This window comes from Rhodococcus sp. USK10 (genome assembly GCF_019378875.1).
Classification (GTDB): Bacteria; Actinomycetota; Actinomycetes; order Mycobacteriales; family Mycobacteriaceae; genus Rhodococcus_F; species Rhodococcus_F pseudokoreensis.
Genome location: NZ_CP076048.1, coordinates 4,183,600 through 4,199,469 on the forward strand (window position 1 = coordinate 4,183,600; position 15,870 = coordinate 4,199,469).

The 15,870-nt window shown below is 65.6% G+C and carries 14 protein-coding genes; 12 read left to right on the forward strand and 2 right to left on the reverse strand.

Annotated features, from left to right (window positions below):
* The first annotated feature begins 4 nt into the window (after window positions 1-4).
* The 4 genes from I1A62_RS26220 (at window position 5) to I1A62_RS26235 (ending at window position 4,504) form a co-directional block, all read left to right on the forward strand.
* Complete coding sequence (locus I1A62_RS26220) at window positions 5-1,960, forward strand: Mu transposase C-terminal domain-containing protein (protein WP_257890967.1); 1,956 nt, start codon at window positions 5-7, stop codon at window positions 1,958-1,960.
* A complete protein-coding gene (locus tag I1A62_RS26225) occupies window positions 1,951-2,979 on the forward strand; it encodes an ATP-binding protein (RefSeq protein WP_219461050.1) in 1,029 nt (342 codons plus the stop codon). Before I1A62_RS26220 ends, I1A62_RS26225 begins: the two co-directional genes overlap by 10 nt.
* Complete coding sequence (locus I1A62_RS26230; protein ID WP_219461052.1) at window positions 2,976-3,866, forward strand: TniQ family protein; 891 nt, start codon at window positions 2,976-2,978, stop codon at window positions 3,864-3,866. Before I1A62_RS26225 ends, I1A62_RS26230 begins: the two co-directional genes overlap by 4 nt.
* Window positions 3,867-4,234: 368 nt before the next feature.
* A complete protein-coding gene (locus I1A62_RS26235) occupies window positions 4,235-4,504 on the forward strand; it encodes a hypothetical protein (protein WP_219461054.1) in 270 nt (89 codons plus the stop codon).
* A 371-nt stretch (window positions 4,505-4,875) separates the two neighbouring features.
* On the opposite strand, the gene I1A62_RS26240 is transcribed toward I1A62_RS26235, so the two are convergent.
* Window positions 4,876-5,103: a hypothetical protein gene (locus tag I1A62_RS26240; protein ID WP_219461056.1), complete on the reverse strand. Its 228-nt coding sequence runs from the start codon at window positions 5,101-5,103 to the stop codon at window positions 4,876-4,878.
* A 158-nt stretch (window positions 5,104-5,261) separates the two neighbouring features.
* Between I1A62_RS26240 and I1A62_RS26245 the strand changes: the two genes are divergently transcribed.
* The 8 genes from I1A62_RS26245 (at window position 5,262) to I1A62_RS26280 (ending at window position 12,404) form a co-directional block, all read left to right on the forward strand.
* Window positions 5,262-6,419 (forward strand): site-specific integrase, encoded by a 1,158-nt coding sequence (locus I1A62_RS26245; RefSeq protein WP_257890968.1) that lies wholly within the window; start codon window positions 5,262-5,264, stop codon window positions 6,417-6,419.
* A 2-nt stretch (window positions 6,420-6,421) separates the two neighbouring features.
* On the forward strand, window positions 6,422-7,444 hold the full coding sequence (locus I1A62_RS26250) for a hypothetical protein (RefSeq protein ID WP_219461065.1): 1,023 nt from the start codon (window positions 6,422-6,424) through the stop codon (window positions 7,442-7,444).
* 430 nt (window positions 7,445-7,874) lie between these two features.
* On the forward strand, window positions 7,875-8,264 hold the full coding sequence (locus tag I1A62_RS26255) for an ethanolamine utilization protein (protein ID WP_219461437.1): 390 nt from the start codon (window positions 7,875-7,877) through the stop codon (window positions 8,262-8,264).
* A gap of 6 nt (window positions 8,265-8,270) precedes the next feature.
* Window positions 8,271-8,801 (forward strand): dimethylamine monooxygenase subunit DmmA family protein, encoded by a 531-nt coding sequence (locus I1A62_RS26260; protein WP_257890933.1) that lies wholly within the window; start codon window positions 8,271-8,273, stop codon window positions 8,799-8,801.
* Complete coding sequence (locus tag I1A62_RS26265) at window positions 8,798-9,778, forward strand: 2Fe-2S iron-sulfur cluster-binding protein (RefSeq protein ID WP_374710832.1); 981 nt, start codon at window positions 8,798-8,800, stop codon at window positions 9,776-9,778. Before I1A62_RS26260 ends, I1A62_RS26265 begins: the two co-directional genes overlap by 4 nt.
* Window positions 9,775-10,779: a DUF3445 domain-containing protein gene (locus tag I1A62_RS26270; RefSeq protein ID WP_219461071.1), complete on the forward strand. Its 1,005-nt coding sequence runs from the start codon at window positions 9,775-9,777 to the stop codon at window positions 10,777-10,779. Before I1A62_RS26265 ends, I1A62_RS26270 begins: the two co-directional genes overlap by 4 nt.
* Window positions 10,780-10,846: 67 nt before the next feature.
* A complete protein-coding gene (locus I1A62_RS26275) occupies window positions 10,847-11,347 on the forward strand; it encodes a dimethylamine monooxygenase subunit DmmA family protein (RefSeq protein ID WP_219461073.1) in 501 nt (166 codons plus the stop codon).
* Between the two features lie 52 nt (window positions 11,348-11,399).
* Window positions 11,400-12,404 carry a DUF3445 domain-containing protein gene (locus tag I1A62_RS26280; protein WP_219461076.1) on the forward strand — a complete coding sequence of 335 codons (1,005 nt, stop codon included), beginning with the start codon at window positions 11,400-11,402 and terminating at the stop codon, window positions 12,402-12,404.
* 91 nt (window positions 12,405-12,495) lie between these two features.
* On the opposite strand, the gene I1A62_RS26285 is transcribed toward I1A62_RS26280, so the two are convergent.
* On the reverse strand, window positions 12,496-15,786 hold the full coding sequence (locus tag I1A62_RS26285; RefSeq protein ID WP_219461078.1) for a protein kinase: 3,291 nt from the start codon (window positions 15,784-15,786) through the stop codon (window positions 12,496-12,498).
* Window positions 15,787-15,870 lie beyond the last annotated feature (84 nt).

Consider the following 15,870-nt stretch of genomic DNA (forward strand, 5'->3'; position numbering starts at 1 on the left):
CGCGATGAAGGTTGCGGCGCTGCTGGGCGATCCGACATTCGAGATCGTTTCGTCGGCCCACCGGCGTCGGCCCGTCGTGCCCACATACTTCGACGCCTTGCCCCCGCGGATACGCGAGCGCGCGGTGTGGCTCGAGGCGCACGTCACTGAAGTGCTCGATGGAATCCCGATGACCGAGGACGGCATCGGGTGTGCGCCGCGCCCCGAATACGATGTCACCCGCACCACGCTCCGGCAACGTGAACTCGCGAAGATCGGTGAACTCGCAAAATCGGATCGTCCGATGTCATTGCAGGTGTTCCAACGCTACCGGCGCCGCTACGCGGCGACCGGACTCGAAGCGCTGATCGACAAACGCCCGATACGCCGGACCTCGCCGACCGGCCGTGTCGACGAACGCTACGTCGATGCCCTGCGTCACGCGCTCGTGGAGAACACCACCGCCTCGACCGGAACGGCTACCCGGTTGAAACGGGCCGTCGACCGGGCAGTCCAGGCCGAACATGGTGACGACGCGGTACCCATCCCATCGCAGCAGACGTTCAACAGGCTCCTGGGACGGCTGCGGGAAGCCCGCCACGCGACCGGGTCGGCCCGCACCCGCCGGACCCTCGCCCACCAGCCCGAAGGCCCGTTCGGGACCGTGGTGGCCATCCGGCCCGGTGAATGGATGCAGATCGACTCCACGCCTTTCGACGTCGCGATCCGCCTCGACGACGAGGTGAGCGGACGCGTCGAGCTGACCGGGCTCGTGGACGTCGCGACCCGCACGGTCGCCGCGGCGGTCCTGCGCCCGACGACCAGGGCGGTGGACGCGTCCCTGCTGCTGGCGAGGTCGATGACCCCCGAGCCGATGCGTCCCGGCTGGCCACAGGCGGTGTCGATGGCCTATTCCGCGCTGCCGTACCGGCTGATGCGTCAGGTCGACGACCGGCTCGAGAACGCCGCGGCGCGCCCGGTGATCGTGCCCGAGACCATCGTCTACGACCACGGCAGCGTGTACGTGTCGTCGACGTTCCGCAGCGCCTGCCGCACCTTGGGGATCAACGCGCAGCCAGCGCACGAGGACACTCCTACCGACAAGCCGATCATCGAACGCACCCTCGAATCGGCGAAAACGCTTTTCGCCCAGTATGTTACCGGATATCTCGGAGCTTCGGTCGAACACCGCGGCGCCGACGCCGACCAGCGGGCGGTGTTCTCCCTGATCGAACTGCAGGACCTGCTCGACGAGTGGATCGTCACTCACTGGCAGAACCGGCCCCACGACGGTCTGCGTGATCCGATGAACCCGCAGCGAGTGCTGACACCCAACGAGAAGTACGCCGCGTTGCTCGCCGTCGCCGGCTATGTTCCGGTCCCGCTGTCGCCCGATGACTACATCGCGCTGCTGCCGTCGACGCCTCGGGTCATCAACTCCTACGGCATCAAGATCAACCACCGGGTATACGACAGCGAGGAACTCAACCGCTACCGTGGCCAACTCTCGGGATGCACAGCCTTGGGCAAGCGGTGGGAGGTGCACTACGACCCGTACGACGTGACCCGCGTCTGGGTGCGCAACCACCAGGACGGCGGGTTCATCCTCGCCTACTGGCGGCAACTGCACGCCATGCCGCAGCCCTTCGGCGACGCCGCGTGGGAGCACGCCCGCAAGATCGTCGCCGAACGCGGCGAGGCCACGCCGTCGGAGGACACGATCAAAGCCGCCGTCGACGACCTGCTCGACCGGGCCGGTCCGACACCGCCACCACGTCCCCGCAAGAAGCGCCGCACGAAGACCGCGAAGGACAGGCGGGTGGCCGCCCGCACCCGCGCGGCCACCGCCGCACCGATGCCGACGTCCCAGGACCCGCCGCCGGCGGCGACGATGTTCGCGCCCGAAGACGCCGAGGACGTCGCCGACATTATCCCGTTGCCCGTCTTCGACGCCGAAAAGGAGTCCCGCACATGGTGGTAACAGCGTCGGCGGACGAGGAGCAGCTCGATCCGCGCCAAGTCCCCTCGGTCACCTTGGAGGGGTGGCGCTCCTTCGTCGACGCCACACCCGCCACCTGCACCCTCCTCGCCGCCCCCGCCCGGGACGCGTTGTCACCAGCCCAGCGGACGGGATACGACGACCGGCGCATCGCCTACCACTCGGAACTGGTGATCATCGAAACCTCCACGGTCCGCCACCTCACCCACCAGGGCCGGCTGCTGACCCTGCTCAACCAACGTGAATGCGGCGCCCGCCGCGCGCTGATCGTCTCCGGGCCGTGGGCGAGCGGCAAGACCACCGGGATCAAACTGCTCGGCAAGGTCCACGAACAGAACGTCCGCCGCAAATACCCCGGCCAGGACCGCATCCCGGTCGTCTACATCACGACCCCACCGAAGGGCTCCCCACGCAAACTCGCCTCCGAGTTCGCGCACTTCCTCGGCCTCCCCGACAAATCACGCCACAACACCACCGACATCGCCGACTCCGTCTGCCGCGTGCTCACCGATGCCCGCACCGACCTCGTAATCGTCGACGAAATCCACAACCTGAACCTGGCGACCAGCGTCGGCGAGGACATGTCCGATCACCTGAAGTACTTCACCGAACACATGCCCGCCACCTTCGTCTACGCCGGAATCAACGTCGAACGCTCAGGCCTATTCACCGGAATGCGCGGCCAGCAGATCTCCGCCCGCTCGGTGCTGGTACGCACCGGCTCCTTCACCTACGACGGCGAATGGAAAGCCCTCGTCGCCTCCCTTGAATCCGCGCTGCGACTCCACGCCCACACACCGGGCACGCTGACCCGCAACGCGAAATATCTCCACCAACGCACCGGCGGATCGATCAGCAGCCTCTCGCACCTGATCCGCGTGGCGGCGATCAGTGCGATCCTCTCCGGCGGCGAGGCCATCACCCGCAGCACACTCGACGACACCATCATCGACCACGCCGCTGAGTCCGCGACCGCCCACCGTGCCGCCGTCGGCGCATGATTCCTCCGGCGACCCGCCACCACTTCCGGCGCCGTCTGCCCCGCCGCGTCGCTCCGTTTCCCAACGAGCATCTCTCGAGTTACCTACACCGGCTCGCCGAGGCAAACGGACTGCCGGGAGACGAATTCGGAAACCACGTCACGAACGCCGCCATCCCCGACCGAGAGGCCGTCCACGACCTCACGGGCCTACCGGAGCGAACACTGGTCTTCGCGCTACCCGAACTGCGCACCCCCGACGACGTCACCACCTACCCGGCGCTGCGGGGACGCCCCGCGGCGGTCGGCTCATCGAACTACTGCCCGTACTGTGCAGGTCTGCGCGGACGGACCCGACCGGTGCGCGTGTGGGCAACCCACGAGCAGGTGCTGTGCCAGCGGCACTGGATCTGGACCGGCGGGCCGGTGCTGAGTTGCGAGAACCGGTGGCCGCGTATCGACATCTCGACGCTGCCCGATGTCCTCGCGGCGCAACGCCGCCACCAGCGGCTGATCGTGCGGTTCGGCCGCGAACAGGTCCGTCACGCATTCGAGGACGCGTCCTACCTTGTCCACGAGTGGCACCAAAGACTGCCGTGGCCGTTCCGGTCCATCCACGCTCGGTTGGCCGTTCTCGAACCGGACCCCAAGCGGTGGTTTCTGTCGTCGGCGATCTGCCGGACCGCCGAATACCCTGTGACCGTCGCGTTGACCACATTCCTCGCCGACGTTGCATGGCGAAACCGGCTGCTGCACATGGACCCGATGGGCCAACACGAAACGATCGGCTGCCTCACAGAGACCGTCACAGACGGCGCCGTCCCGGCTGGCGTGTTCGATTCGCTGCTCACACGATGCATCGAGCAGCGTCACAACACCCGGATAGGACCCGCCGAAACCGTAAGATGACCCGGCGAAGCCCGGACCTCACCGGGCCTCGACTGCCGACGGACGCGGTCGCAGCAGCAGGCGCGGCCGAACGGCTCACATGCGGGCGGCCGATGGGAGAGCAGCAACGCCGCCCGGACTTCCTGCGAGGCTGATTCGAGGATTTACGACAACTATCTTGAACAACTGTCTCCACCGCCGCTCAGAATAGTTGTTGCACCGCAGGTCAGGCCTTGCTCCCCTGACAACTATCTTGAGCGAGGACAAGAGGGCCGATATAGTGCCGCGACCGTGGATTTCGTGCAAGTGGAGGCCGAAATGTCTGTGACGAGCCGGCGCCGGGGGCGGGTCTCGGTAACAGCACAGCCCAGGATCGCGAAGTTGATCTGGTGCGGACACTGATGCTGATCGGAACGGCCCTCGGACTCGGCGTGGGCCTGGTGTGTACCAGTCTGTTCGCCTGGTGGCTGTCGTACCCGGTGCACTTCTATACCGGCAGCTACGAACCCCTCGGCGCCGAAGAAACCGCCGGGCGGATGGAATCGGTGAACCCCATCCCATTCCTCGCGGCCGGCCTGATCATCAGCGCGGTCCTCGGCGCAATCTCCGGCTTCACCGCCGCCCACCGCGGCTGGCGGCTGACCCGACACGGTGCCTGACATCCGGTGTGCTCGAATCGGGTGCCATAGTCCCGGTTCCGTTTTGCGGTCAAACGACGCCGCCCGCGGGACTGTGGTCTATACGGGGGCGCCGGGCTCCTTCGTGGGCGGTGAGCAGCAGGTGGTCGAACTGGGTGCGTAGAGTCGCGCCGGTTTCGCACTGGCCGAATCCGGCGACGATCCGTTCGGCGAGGGATGCATAGCCGGGTGTTGGTTTCCTTGGAGCGCCAAGTGGGAATGCCGAACGGCTGTCGCGCGCGCCGCGGCTCCGAGTCGCGAAGGATGCCAACTGTGCTGTGGCAGGGGAGGGTTGGCGTTGGGGCCGTTGGTGATGTACAACCTTCACTACAGAAAATGTGAAGCGGGTCACATCACTGTGACGAGGGGTGCACACCAACTGGATGTGCCGAGTCCGCGGACACGATGAAAGGCAGGGCGCGCATGACCACAGCCTCGATGATTCCGGCGTCTTCGATCACCTCGCGGCCGCCGGTGCGGCGCAGCGGTGCGATGAGCACCGCGGAGATCAAAGCGAGGATCGAGGCCATGTTCGCCGACGACCGCCGACCGGTCGCCCAGACGGTGCGCGCTGACACCACAAGGGGAACAGGATGAATGTGCTGCTTCTGCTGGGTTTGCTGAGTGCGGCGTTCGCTGCCGTGCTGGTGATGCAGACCGACGAGCAGTTCCGCTCTCGGCACTGATCGGCGGCGTGACTGGTGGTGTCGGTGACCGTGGGTAGATTCCCGGTGTGAGAATCGAGGGAACCGCCAGCACGCCAGCAGGGTTGAGTCCGGCCGCCGGTGGGTGGGGTGCGGTTCCGGAGCTGTCGGAGCAGGCGGTGGCGCAGATCGGCGGGGTGCTGGAGGCGTCCCAATCGGCGGGCACCCGCCGCGTCTACGCCTCGGACTGGCGTCGCTTCCGCAGCTGGTGCCACACCCACGGACACACAGCGTTGCCGGCCCATCCGGTGACGGTGGCCGCGTATCTGGTCGACGCCGCCGACACCCTCACCGAGGTGGGGGAGAAGGCGTACTCCCCGTCGACGTTGAGCCGGTGGGTGTCGGTGATCGGCCACTACCACCGCACCGCGAACCTGCGGAACCCGTGCACCGAGGCCCTGGTGGTCTCCACCCTGTCCGGGATTCGCCGCACCTACGCCACCAACGGCGACCGGCCCCGCAGCCCGCGGGCTCCGTTGCTGGTCGACGACGTCGTCACCATCGTCGGATCCGCCAGGGAAGCTGTTACCGGCTGGGCCACCGAGGTGCACGAGCGCCGAGACAGCGCGTTGTTGTTGATGGGGTTCGCCGGCGCGTTCCGGCGCAGCGAACTCGTCGCCCTGAACTGCGGGGACGTGACCGTGCACCGGCTGGACGGGGTGCATGTGCGGTTGCGGCGGTCGAAGACCGACCAGGACGGCACCGGGACGGTGCGGGCGTTGCCGTTCACCACCCACCATCACAGTTGCCCGCCGTGCGCGTATGTGCGGTGGGCGCAGGTCGTCGCCGCATACGATCTCTCCGGGCGACCCGGGGTGATCCGGTTGCTGCGCACCGCCCTACCGTTCGAGGGTCATGTCTGCCGAACCGGGTTGCCGCGGATGCGGGCCCGGGCGCCGTTGTTCCGGGCGATCGCCAAGAACGGCAACCTGTCCGACACCGCGCTGTCGGGGGCGTCGGTGCACGCGGCGATCCGCCGCCGCGCCCAGGCCGCCGGCTACGACGAGAACGTCGTCGCGCAGCTCGGTGCGCACTCGCTGCGGGCCGGGTTCGTCACCCAGGCGTTCCGCAACGGCGCCGACGCGCACGCGATCATGCGGCAGACTGGACATGTCACGCCCGCGATGGTCGAGCTCTACGCCCGCGAACACACCCCACTCGTTGGGAACGCGGTCAATGAGATCGGCCTCTGAGCGTGTACGTCGACCTCGGCGCCATCACACCATCGGTGGGTAACAGCGCGGATCCGGTGGTGCCGCGTCGGTATCGGTACGACTGGGCGCTGTTCGTCGACTGGTGCACAGCGTGCGACCACCGATCGTTGCCCGCGCACCCGTCTGTGTTGGCGGAGTTCCTCGCCGATCACTCGGCGGCCGACGGCACGCAACGCCGCCGGGTCGCCGCGATCAACGTTGTCCACGCCGAGGCTGGGGTGCCGGCCCCGGGCCGGGCGGAGACGATCCGGCAGCTGCTCAGCACTGCGCGTGCCGACCGGCTGGCCCGGGTCGGGGAGCGGGTGGCGCAGGTGGTGCCTGGGCTTCCGGTCACCGGGTGGCCGGGCGGGTTGTTCGGCCGCCGCGACGCCCTCATCCTCACCCTGGCCGCCGCCGGGTTGAGTTTCGAGGAGATCGCCCGGCTCCGCCGCACCGACGTCACCACCGAGCGCGACGCGCTGGTCGTCAAGGCGGGTGAGGGCTGGGTGCGCATCACCGCCGAATCCGGTGTCGAACCTATTGCCGTGTATAGCAATTGGGTGGAGGTGCTCGGATTCCTGGACCGGTATCCGAGCACCAAGCTCCTCGCCGGCCACCTCGACAAAGGAATGAGCCTATCGGCGTTCGCGAACAGTGCACGCCGCGACGAACAGCCGCTGCTCACGCCCATCGATCGGTGGGGACACACCCCCTACGATCCGACTCCGCTGACCGGGCACTCCATCGCCGTCCTGGTCCGGGCTCACCTGGCTGGGCAGGCGCCGGTACACAAGCGGCCCCCGACCTGGCAGCCCCCGACGAGGTCGGGCGAGGATGCGCCGGTCCCGGACGTGGTCGATGATGTCGAGCTGGATCAGGGCTACTACGACCGCGGCATCGCCGCCCGACGCAACGCCCACACCCACCTCGACGACGTCACCGACATCCTCGACGGCATCGAAGACAAAACCGACAAACTCCTCGCCGACCTGCTGTCGCTGCTCGACCAGACCGACTTGCACTGAGTCGTGACCGTGTCTCAGACGGTGCTGCGCAGTGGGGATGAGACGGACGGCATCTTTGCCAGGCGAGTTGGTGTCGTCGCTGATCAACGGATCGATCCTGCCTTGGGCGGCGACAGAGAGGTGACTAGGTGCCGGAGGGGCGATACGCAGTCGGACTGCCGCGAAATGGCACTGGCGCCGGCATCAAAGTGGATGCGGTGACGGTGCGGTAGGTGAGCGAGCGGGGCGGATCACTCACCCCCACCGATGATGTCCGTTTCGTTACGAGGATTTCCATAATATGACATTATTTTCGGCATAACGCTGCGACCTGCGCATTTTCTGCCCGGCCCGGCTTGTGGAGCGTCATTTACAGGTTCGTAACCCACGCCTCCGTCTCCTGTCCATATATTGGGTCCACTCCCAGTGGAATACGTTGTCAGGAGAATTCATGAGCACCAGTTCTGCCGCAAGCCCATCCGTCACGCCGTTCCGGGTGACGGCCGAGTTCTGGAAATCGTTGCCGCAGATGCCAATCGATCAGTACCCAGGAACCGAGGGTTTCATCGATGACGTCTATGCCAATCCGGACGGGTCGGAAATGTCCGCCGGCTACTTCGAGCTCCGTCCTTCCGACGCCCCGCTCGACTACCTCTACGAGTACGACGAGATGAAGGTGGTTCTCGAGGGCGATTTCCTGCTCGAGAACCTCGATACCGGACAAACCCAGGTCGCTCGTGCCAAGGATGCGATCTTCTTTCCGAAGGGTTCACGAATCCGGTTCACCACTTCCGAAGGTGCCCTTGCCTTCTATGTCGGCCACCGCTCGTTCGCACCCTAAGACGCTATGGCAGTGGATCCGACCACCACCAGCATCCCACGGTGGCCCACGGCGTCGGATGCGGTGGTACCCGAACAGTCAGCCCTCTGGCACCTGGTCATTGCCGTCGGAGCTGCGGCCCGGACAGCGGCACAGGCCGTTGTCCGGCGGCTTCCGCCGAATCGATCGCAGACCATAGCTCTGATCGATGCGACCGATTCCGCGCTGGCCGAAGCTCTCGAACCCGCCCGGGTGGGTTGGCGATTCACCGTTGTCGGTTCCGGGCATCACCTCGAGCAGGTTCGTGCCCGAGTTACCGCCTGCGGGGCCCTCGACACCGAGCTGACCTGCATCAGTGTCGACGGCGACAGCGGATACCGGCAACCGTCGCGGCATGTGTTCTGTGCGCACTGCCGCACCGTGACCGTGACCGCTATCCGCATCGGCGATGTAATGCGCTGTGGTGGATGCGATTCCATGTTGACGGTGTACTACCACTATTCCCGGCGGCACCACGCCTACATGGGATACCGAGCAGACTCGGAGGAATTGATGTGACCGGAGTCGTCGAAGTCGCGGCAGCATCGCCGGTGAGGACGGCTGACCTATCGATGGTCGTCGCCGATACGGCACTGCTGTGCCAGGACATTCGCCAGGTGGTGCTGAAACCGGCTGACGGAGCAAGGTTGCCCTCGTTCACGCCGGGCAGCCACATCGCGGTGACCTGGCAGGCGGGGCATCGCAACGCGTATTCACTGACCGGCCCCGCCATCGAGCCCGATCACTACTCGATCTCGGTTCGGCGCGATCGCAACGGAAACGGGGGTTCGCGGTGGGTGCACGCACTGTCGGTCGGTGACACGATCAGCGTGTCTCGGCCCCGCAGCGCCTTTGCTCCCGTCCCGAACGCCCGCCATCATGTGCTCGTGGCGGGCGGAATCGGTGTGACCCCGATCCTCTCGCATGTGCGGGCGGCGGTGCAGTGGAGTCGCTCATTCGAAGTGGTCTACTCCTTCCGGGCCGGGTTCGGCGCCCACTACGACGAACTCGTCGATCTGTGCGGAGAGCGGCTGACAGTCGTGGAGACTCCCGACGAATTCTGGGCACATATGACACCGGCCCTGACCCGCCAGACAATGGGAACCCACCTGTACACGTGTGGGCCGGCAGCGATGATCGACGCCGTCACCGAGGCCGCCACACGGCTCGGGTGGCCGGCGCAGCGGCTGCATTCCGAACCGTTCTCCTCGGCTGTCTCCGCCGCCGGGGAGCCGTTCACGGCACGTCTGACCCGCACTGGCACCACGGTGTCGGTCGGCGGGCAGCAGAGTTTGCTCGACGCCATCCTCGGCGCCGGCGTCGCGGTGCCGAACTTGTGCCGGCAAGGAGTGTGCGGTGAATGCCGGATCGGCGTCCACGCGGGCAGCATCGACCATCGCGACCTGTTCCTCACCGACGAGGAGAAAGCCGACGGGGACGCGATGATGCCGTGCGTGTCCCGGGCCGCAGGAGCCGAGGTGGTACTCGACCTATGACCACATCACGTCCCGCCCCGGTTGCCGAGGACCTGGCCCGTTATCCGTTTCCGTTCCCGAAGGACCAGTACCGATACAGCACCAATGTCGAGCCGTCCGGGGCATCGACACCCACCGCCGCCGGAAGCTGGGGCGGACACCGCATCGTCGTCGATCGGCACTACCACCGTGAGCTCGCCGAACGGGACCGCATCTTGGCCGCAGACCCCTCCCGGCACCAGTGCCTACCGCACATGGAGGCGGCAGCATGGGATGCGATGCTCACGGTCATGGGCGACCTCGCCCAGGGGTATCCCGAGATGGAACTCGACCGGCTCGAGCACCACACCTACCGATGGCGCAACACGCTGCTGGGCATCGACCAGATCTTCGTGATCGGTGACTCAGCCAGTCTGCCGGCACCACCGCTGCTGTACCTGTCCTCCCAGATCCAAGAGGACCTCGTCCTTCTCGACCAGCGCGAAAGCCAACTCTGGGGCGATGCCGGTGTGGTCACCTTCGCCGCAGACTGGTCGTTCGGATTCGACGTCGGCATGAGCTTCCTCGAAATCCACGGCCCGGTTCCCCGGATCCACGACGAAAAGATCATCACCCGGGCCCACAACTTCCTGATGCGACTCGAACCGGGACAGAGCTATCGGCGGACCAACTGGACGCTCACCGTCGACGGCAAACTCGACACGTCGACCGAGACATACCCGCAGTGGGGGAGGGACCGTCGCACCCTGGCCGACGGGCCACTCGAGGAGGTCGGTGACCGCTTGTTCCTGCGTACCGAGGTTCAGCACCTGATCCGCCTCCCACACTCGGGTGCCATCATGTTCCTGATCCGCACCTACCTGCTTCCCTTCGCCGCGATCGCCTCCGTCCCCGAATGGAGCCTGCGGCTCTATCGGGTCCTCGAGGACCTGCCCAGCGACATGGCCGACTACAAGGGCATCACGCGCACCCGCGGACCCGGACTGCGATGGCTCCGCGAGTTCGGCGCAGTCGCACCCTGACCAGAGCCCCGGTACCCCTGAGCCGTCGGCTCCATCCTCGAGTAGCGCTTCATGATCGGAGGTTTTCATGATCGGAATCGTCGCCGATACCCCCGCGCCCACCGCCGGGGTCGGCATCACCGCCACCACCATGGATCTCGTCGGCCGCCACTATCACCTGATCGGGTTCGGCGGCAGCGGTGAGGTCACGGCCGTCCTGGACCGCTGGACCCGCGAGCTCGACGCCGCCGGGCTATCCGCTGTCACCTATCCGCTCGTCGGGGCCGAGGACATCGAGGGGCTCATTGCTGCCAGTACCGTCGGCAGCCGGCTCTTGATCGCCGGACCTGCGCATGAGGTGATGGACGCGATCGCGATCGCCCGCGATGCCGGAGTTCTGCCCTGCGAGCTTCTGGTGCACATGACGCCCAGTGAGATCATCACCATCTTCTGCCCGCACTGCGGCACCGGTACCCGGGCAACTACCCGACCGGGTGAGACCACCGAATGTGCCGGATGCGCACGCGTCCTGCTGGTCCGCCCGCACACCTCCACTCACCATGCCAGCTACCTCGCCTCCGTCGCCTGACCTACTGCCACGATTCGATCCGAGGCGTCACCGAAAGTTCGGGAGTTACACAGTGATTGAACTGCTCAAGAGCGACCTGTCCGGTCTGCCCTGGCCCTTCCCCGCCGACGAGGACACCTTCCGTTACGCGGTCAACGTCGAGCCGGCACCCCGCTACACCCCGACCCCCGCCGGTGGTTGGGGCGAACACATCGTCGACCTCGGATTCGAGTACGCAGCGATGATGGCGCTCAAACGCGAAATCCTGCAGAAGGACCCCGGACGGGTGCAGATCCTGCCGCACATGATGCCCGCCTGCTGGGACGTCATGCTGTACCTGATGCGAGAACTGTCCACCTCGTATCCGGATGTGATGCAGCTGACCGGTGAAGGCCCCGGCCGCTACCACTGGCGCAACACCCTGCTCGAACTCGATCAACACTTCGTGCTCGGTGACCTCGCCACCTTGCCGGAGGACCCGCTGACCTACATCGGCTGCCAGGTGCCCGACGACATCCTGCTGCTCACCGACCGACACGATCAACTCTGGTTCGACGCGGCGATCGTGACCTTCGCCGCGGACTGGTCGGTCAAGTTCGACATCGGCATGAGTTTCAACGAAATCCACCGCCCAGTCCCCGGACTGACCGCCAACGGTGTCACCGGCCGGGCCCAACAGTTCATGCGCCGACTGACCTGCGATCGGGTCTTCCGCCGGGTGAACTGGACTTTCTCTGCCGTCGGCTCACCGCACCGCGACACCAGCCTCGAAACCCGACCGGAGTGGGAGCACGACCTTCCCCAACTGATCGCCGACGGCGACTTCGGACGCATTCGCCTACGGATCGAGCTCGAACATCTGATCCGCCTGCCGATGACCGGAGCCCTCGTGTTCAACATCCACACCTACATGGCCCCACTCGCCGAGATCGCGACCATTCCCGCGTGGAGCGACCAACTGGCGAAGATCATCACCGAACTTCCCGATGACATCGCCGCCTACAAGGGCATCGACGGATACCGGCAGCAGGCGGCCCAGTGGCTGCGCGCAGAGACCAGCCGGGCATTTGCCGAGTGATCGGTTTCCTGACCGCCCGAGTCCTGGGGTTGCGGCACCGATGTGCTCAACGACTGACGGCACCCTCGTCGGTCAGCCGAGAGGAAAGGCGTCAGGGCGTGCCGCGCTCGTCTCGATGCGCCACCACCCACGCCGCTATTTGTGCCCGGGAGGTGAATCCGAGCTTGGTGAGAAGGTGCTCGACGTGACCTTGCGCGGTCCGCGGTGAGATCACCAGCCGCGTAGCAATAGCTCGGTTGGTCAGCCCCTCGGCTACCAGGTCGGCCACCTGAATCTCGCGCTTGGTCAGCTTATGACCCGGTGGTCGTTGTTCCTGCGGTTGATGCTCACCGAGCGCATAAGCGACGGCTCCTTCGAGACCGAAGCTTTGGCCTTCGCTGTGCGCTTCCGCAAACGCACGATCACCCAACTGCTCGCGAGCGTTCTGCACACATTCCTCATGGTGCACCAAGAGGTTAGGGAGATAGGAGGGGGAGCTACCGACCGTGTCTCCAATCTTCTCCGCCGCCCCCATCAGCACAACCGCCCGTTGCGTTTGGCCGTTCGTGCCGGCGATCCACGCCAGGGCCTCGAGGCACATCGCGGTACCGACAGGGTCGTGCACGAGTCTCCCCAACTGAACAATGCCCTCCGCCAGAAGGGCCGCGGGCCGCTCACTTTCGCCCTGACGCCAAAGCGTAATGGCCATTGCCCACAGTGAATACGATCGATACACCGATTCTCCCGGTTCGGTGATCGAGAAGACCTGTTCGTAGCAATCGATCGATCGCTGGTGATCTCCCAGCAACTCGTAGGGCAGCCCCATCATCGTGAGCGCCTCGACCTGCAGTCCAGCGAGTCCAGACTCTCGAGCGGCTTCGGCAGACTCGCTCAACAGTGAGCAGGCGCGGGCGAGTTCGCCGCTGAAAAAGGCCAATAGGCCATCGGCATGCGTGGCATACATACGACTTTCTGGCTCGGTGTCCTGCCCGGCGAGGAGGTAGGCGTCCTCGACCAACGCACGTCCGGCAGACAGATCCCCTTGCATGTCGGCCAGAAAGCTATCGATATACAGCGCCTTCACCCGATCCACGGTCGGTTGGCCCGACGTGCTGGACAAAATGCGATCAAGCCAGCGCCGGCCCTCCGTATACAGCCCGATCCCACCCCACAACGCGTACAGAGCGGCGGCGAACCGCAATCCTTCGGGGTCGTTCTCGGCGATGCAAAACTCTAGAGCCGCACGGAGATTCGACTGTTCACGATCGAGTCTGGCTATCCACGGAAGTTGGTCAGACTTGATCCACGAGGCCTCCGCGTCCAGCGCCAGCCGAACGTACCAGTCCCGATGCCGGCGTTGCAGAAGTTCTAGCTCGCCACTCCGTTGGGCCTTCTCCCGACCGTACTGGTGCAGAGTCTCGAGCATGCGGAAGCGGACGTCCTCCTGGGCGTCGTCGCGGATCAGAATCGACTTGTCGACCAGAGACATCACCGCATCCAGGAACCCCGCTGGAGTCATGTCGAAACCGCAAATATTCTCTGCGGCAGCGAGATCAAAACTCCCCACGAAGACCGTCAACCGTGCCCACAGCAGTTGCTCCTGCGGAGCGCACAGGTCGTGACTCCAGTCGACACAGGACCGCAGCGTCTGCTGACGGGTCGGCGCTCCCCTGTTTCCGCTGGTCAAGAGTGCGTAGCGGTCGGTGAGTCGTTGAAGGATCTGTTCGGGCGAGAGAGCATGCAGGCGTGCGGCCGCGAGCTCGATCGGCAGCGGAAGACCGTCGAGATGCCGGCAGATGCGCGCGACGACGTCCCTGTTGCTCTCGGTGAGACCGAAGGTCGGCAGTGCCGAGGTCGCGCGTTCGACAAACAGCGTCACCGCGTCGTAGTTGGGCATCTCCTGAGATGAGGGCCCTCGGTCGGGATCCGGGACAGCCAGAGGGCGTACCCGCACGGTTGCTTCCCCGAGGATGCCGAGGGCTTCCCGGCTGGTTGCGAGAATCCGGAGCCTCGGAGAGACCCGCAACAGCTTCTCGGACAGCTCCGCGACCGCATCGACCACCTGCTCGCAATTGTCCAGCACGAGCAAAAGTTCACGCGCTGCGATGTACTCCGACACCACCTCGAGAAGGGGCCGGCCGGACCGGTCTCGTAACCGCAAAGCACCCGCAATCGATCCGATCAACAACGAGTCGTCACGTAATTCACCCAACTCCACGAGCCACACGCCGTCGGCGAAGTTCCGCTTGACCTTCTCGGCAACCCGTAGTGCCAGGCGCGTCTTTCCGACGCCTCCCATGCCGGTCAACGTCACCAGATGTGAGACCGAGAGCAACTGCTTGATCTCGGTGAGTTCGGTTCGGCGACCGACGAAGCTGGTCAGCTCGACCGGTAGGTTCCCGCTCGCCTTCGGGGCCGGCCGATTTCTCGTCTGACCACCTCCGACTGGTTTGGACGCTGAGCGTTCCCGCTGCGTGCGTCCAGCTCGCGTGCCACCGGGGTCGGTTCGCAGCGCCATCTCGTCGAGGGGAAGTCGACGACGGTTCTGAATGCTGCGGAGTTCCTCACCGAACACAGCTGCAGTGGGATACCGATCTCGCGGATCCGCAGACATCGCACGACCTATCGTTGCGGCCACATCGTCAGGGATACCCTCCTCCCGCAGATCCGGGGCTGGTTGCGAGGTGATCCGCAGAAACTGGGCGACGACCTGCTCACCACTGCGCCGTTCAAAGGCCGCGTGCCCGGTGAGGGCACAGAAGAGCGTTGCGCCGAGTCCGTATACGTCGGCACGTGACGTCGGCCGATCACCCTTGAGAACCTCCGGCGCCGTGAACGCCGGCGATCCCGTCACGGCTCCGGTGGCGGTCTCGAAGGCGCCGGCGACCCGCGCAATCCCAAAGTCGGTCAGAGCGGGCTCACCGTAATCGGTCAGCAGGATGTTTGCGGGTTTGAGATCGCGATGGAGGATGTCGAGCTGGTGTGCCGATTCCACCGCACCGGAAAGTTTGACGCCGAGCTGGAGGACTTCATCGACGGAGAGTGGGCCGTGTCGCCGGATCCAGGTCTCGAGCGACCCGTGCGGGTAGTAGGGCATCATGAGGTACGGGCGCCCGCTACCGGTAATCCCCACTTGGAGAACGTTGACGATGTTGGGGTGCCCGGTCAACCTTCCCATCGCGCGCTGTTCACGGAGGAATCGCGCACAGTTCTCCTCGCTCAGGTCGCCGGTGAGGACTTTGACGGCAACGGTGCGGTCCAGTTCCTCCTGCATGCATCGGTAGACGATGCCGAAACCACCGCGGCCGATCTCAACGATGTCGGACAGGCCGACGGTTGCCAGCTCCGAGACATCTGAGGTGTCCAGAGCGCGTTGGGTCCTTAACGGGTCGATGTCAGCCATCGACTACCAGCCGCCGTCACTCGCGACACCACACCAATCATCGCGCTCACCTCGAGAAAGTGTGGCACCAGAATATAACGGTCA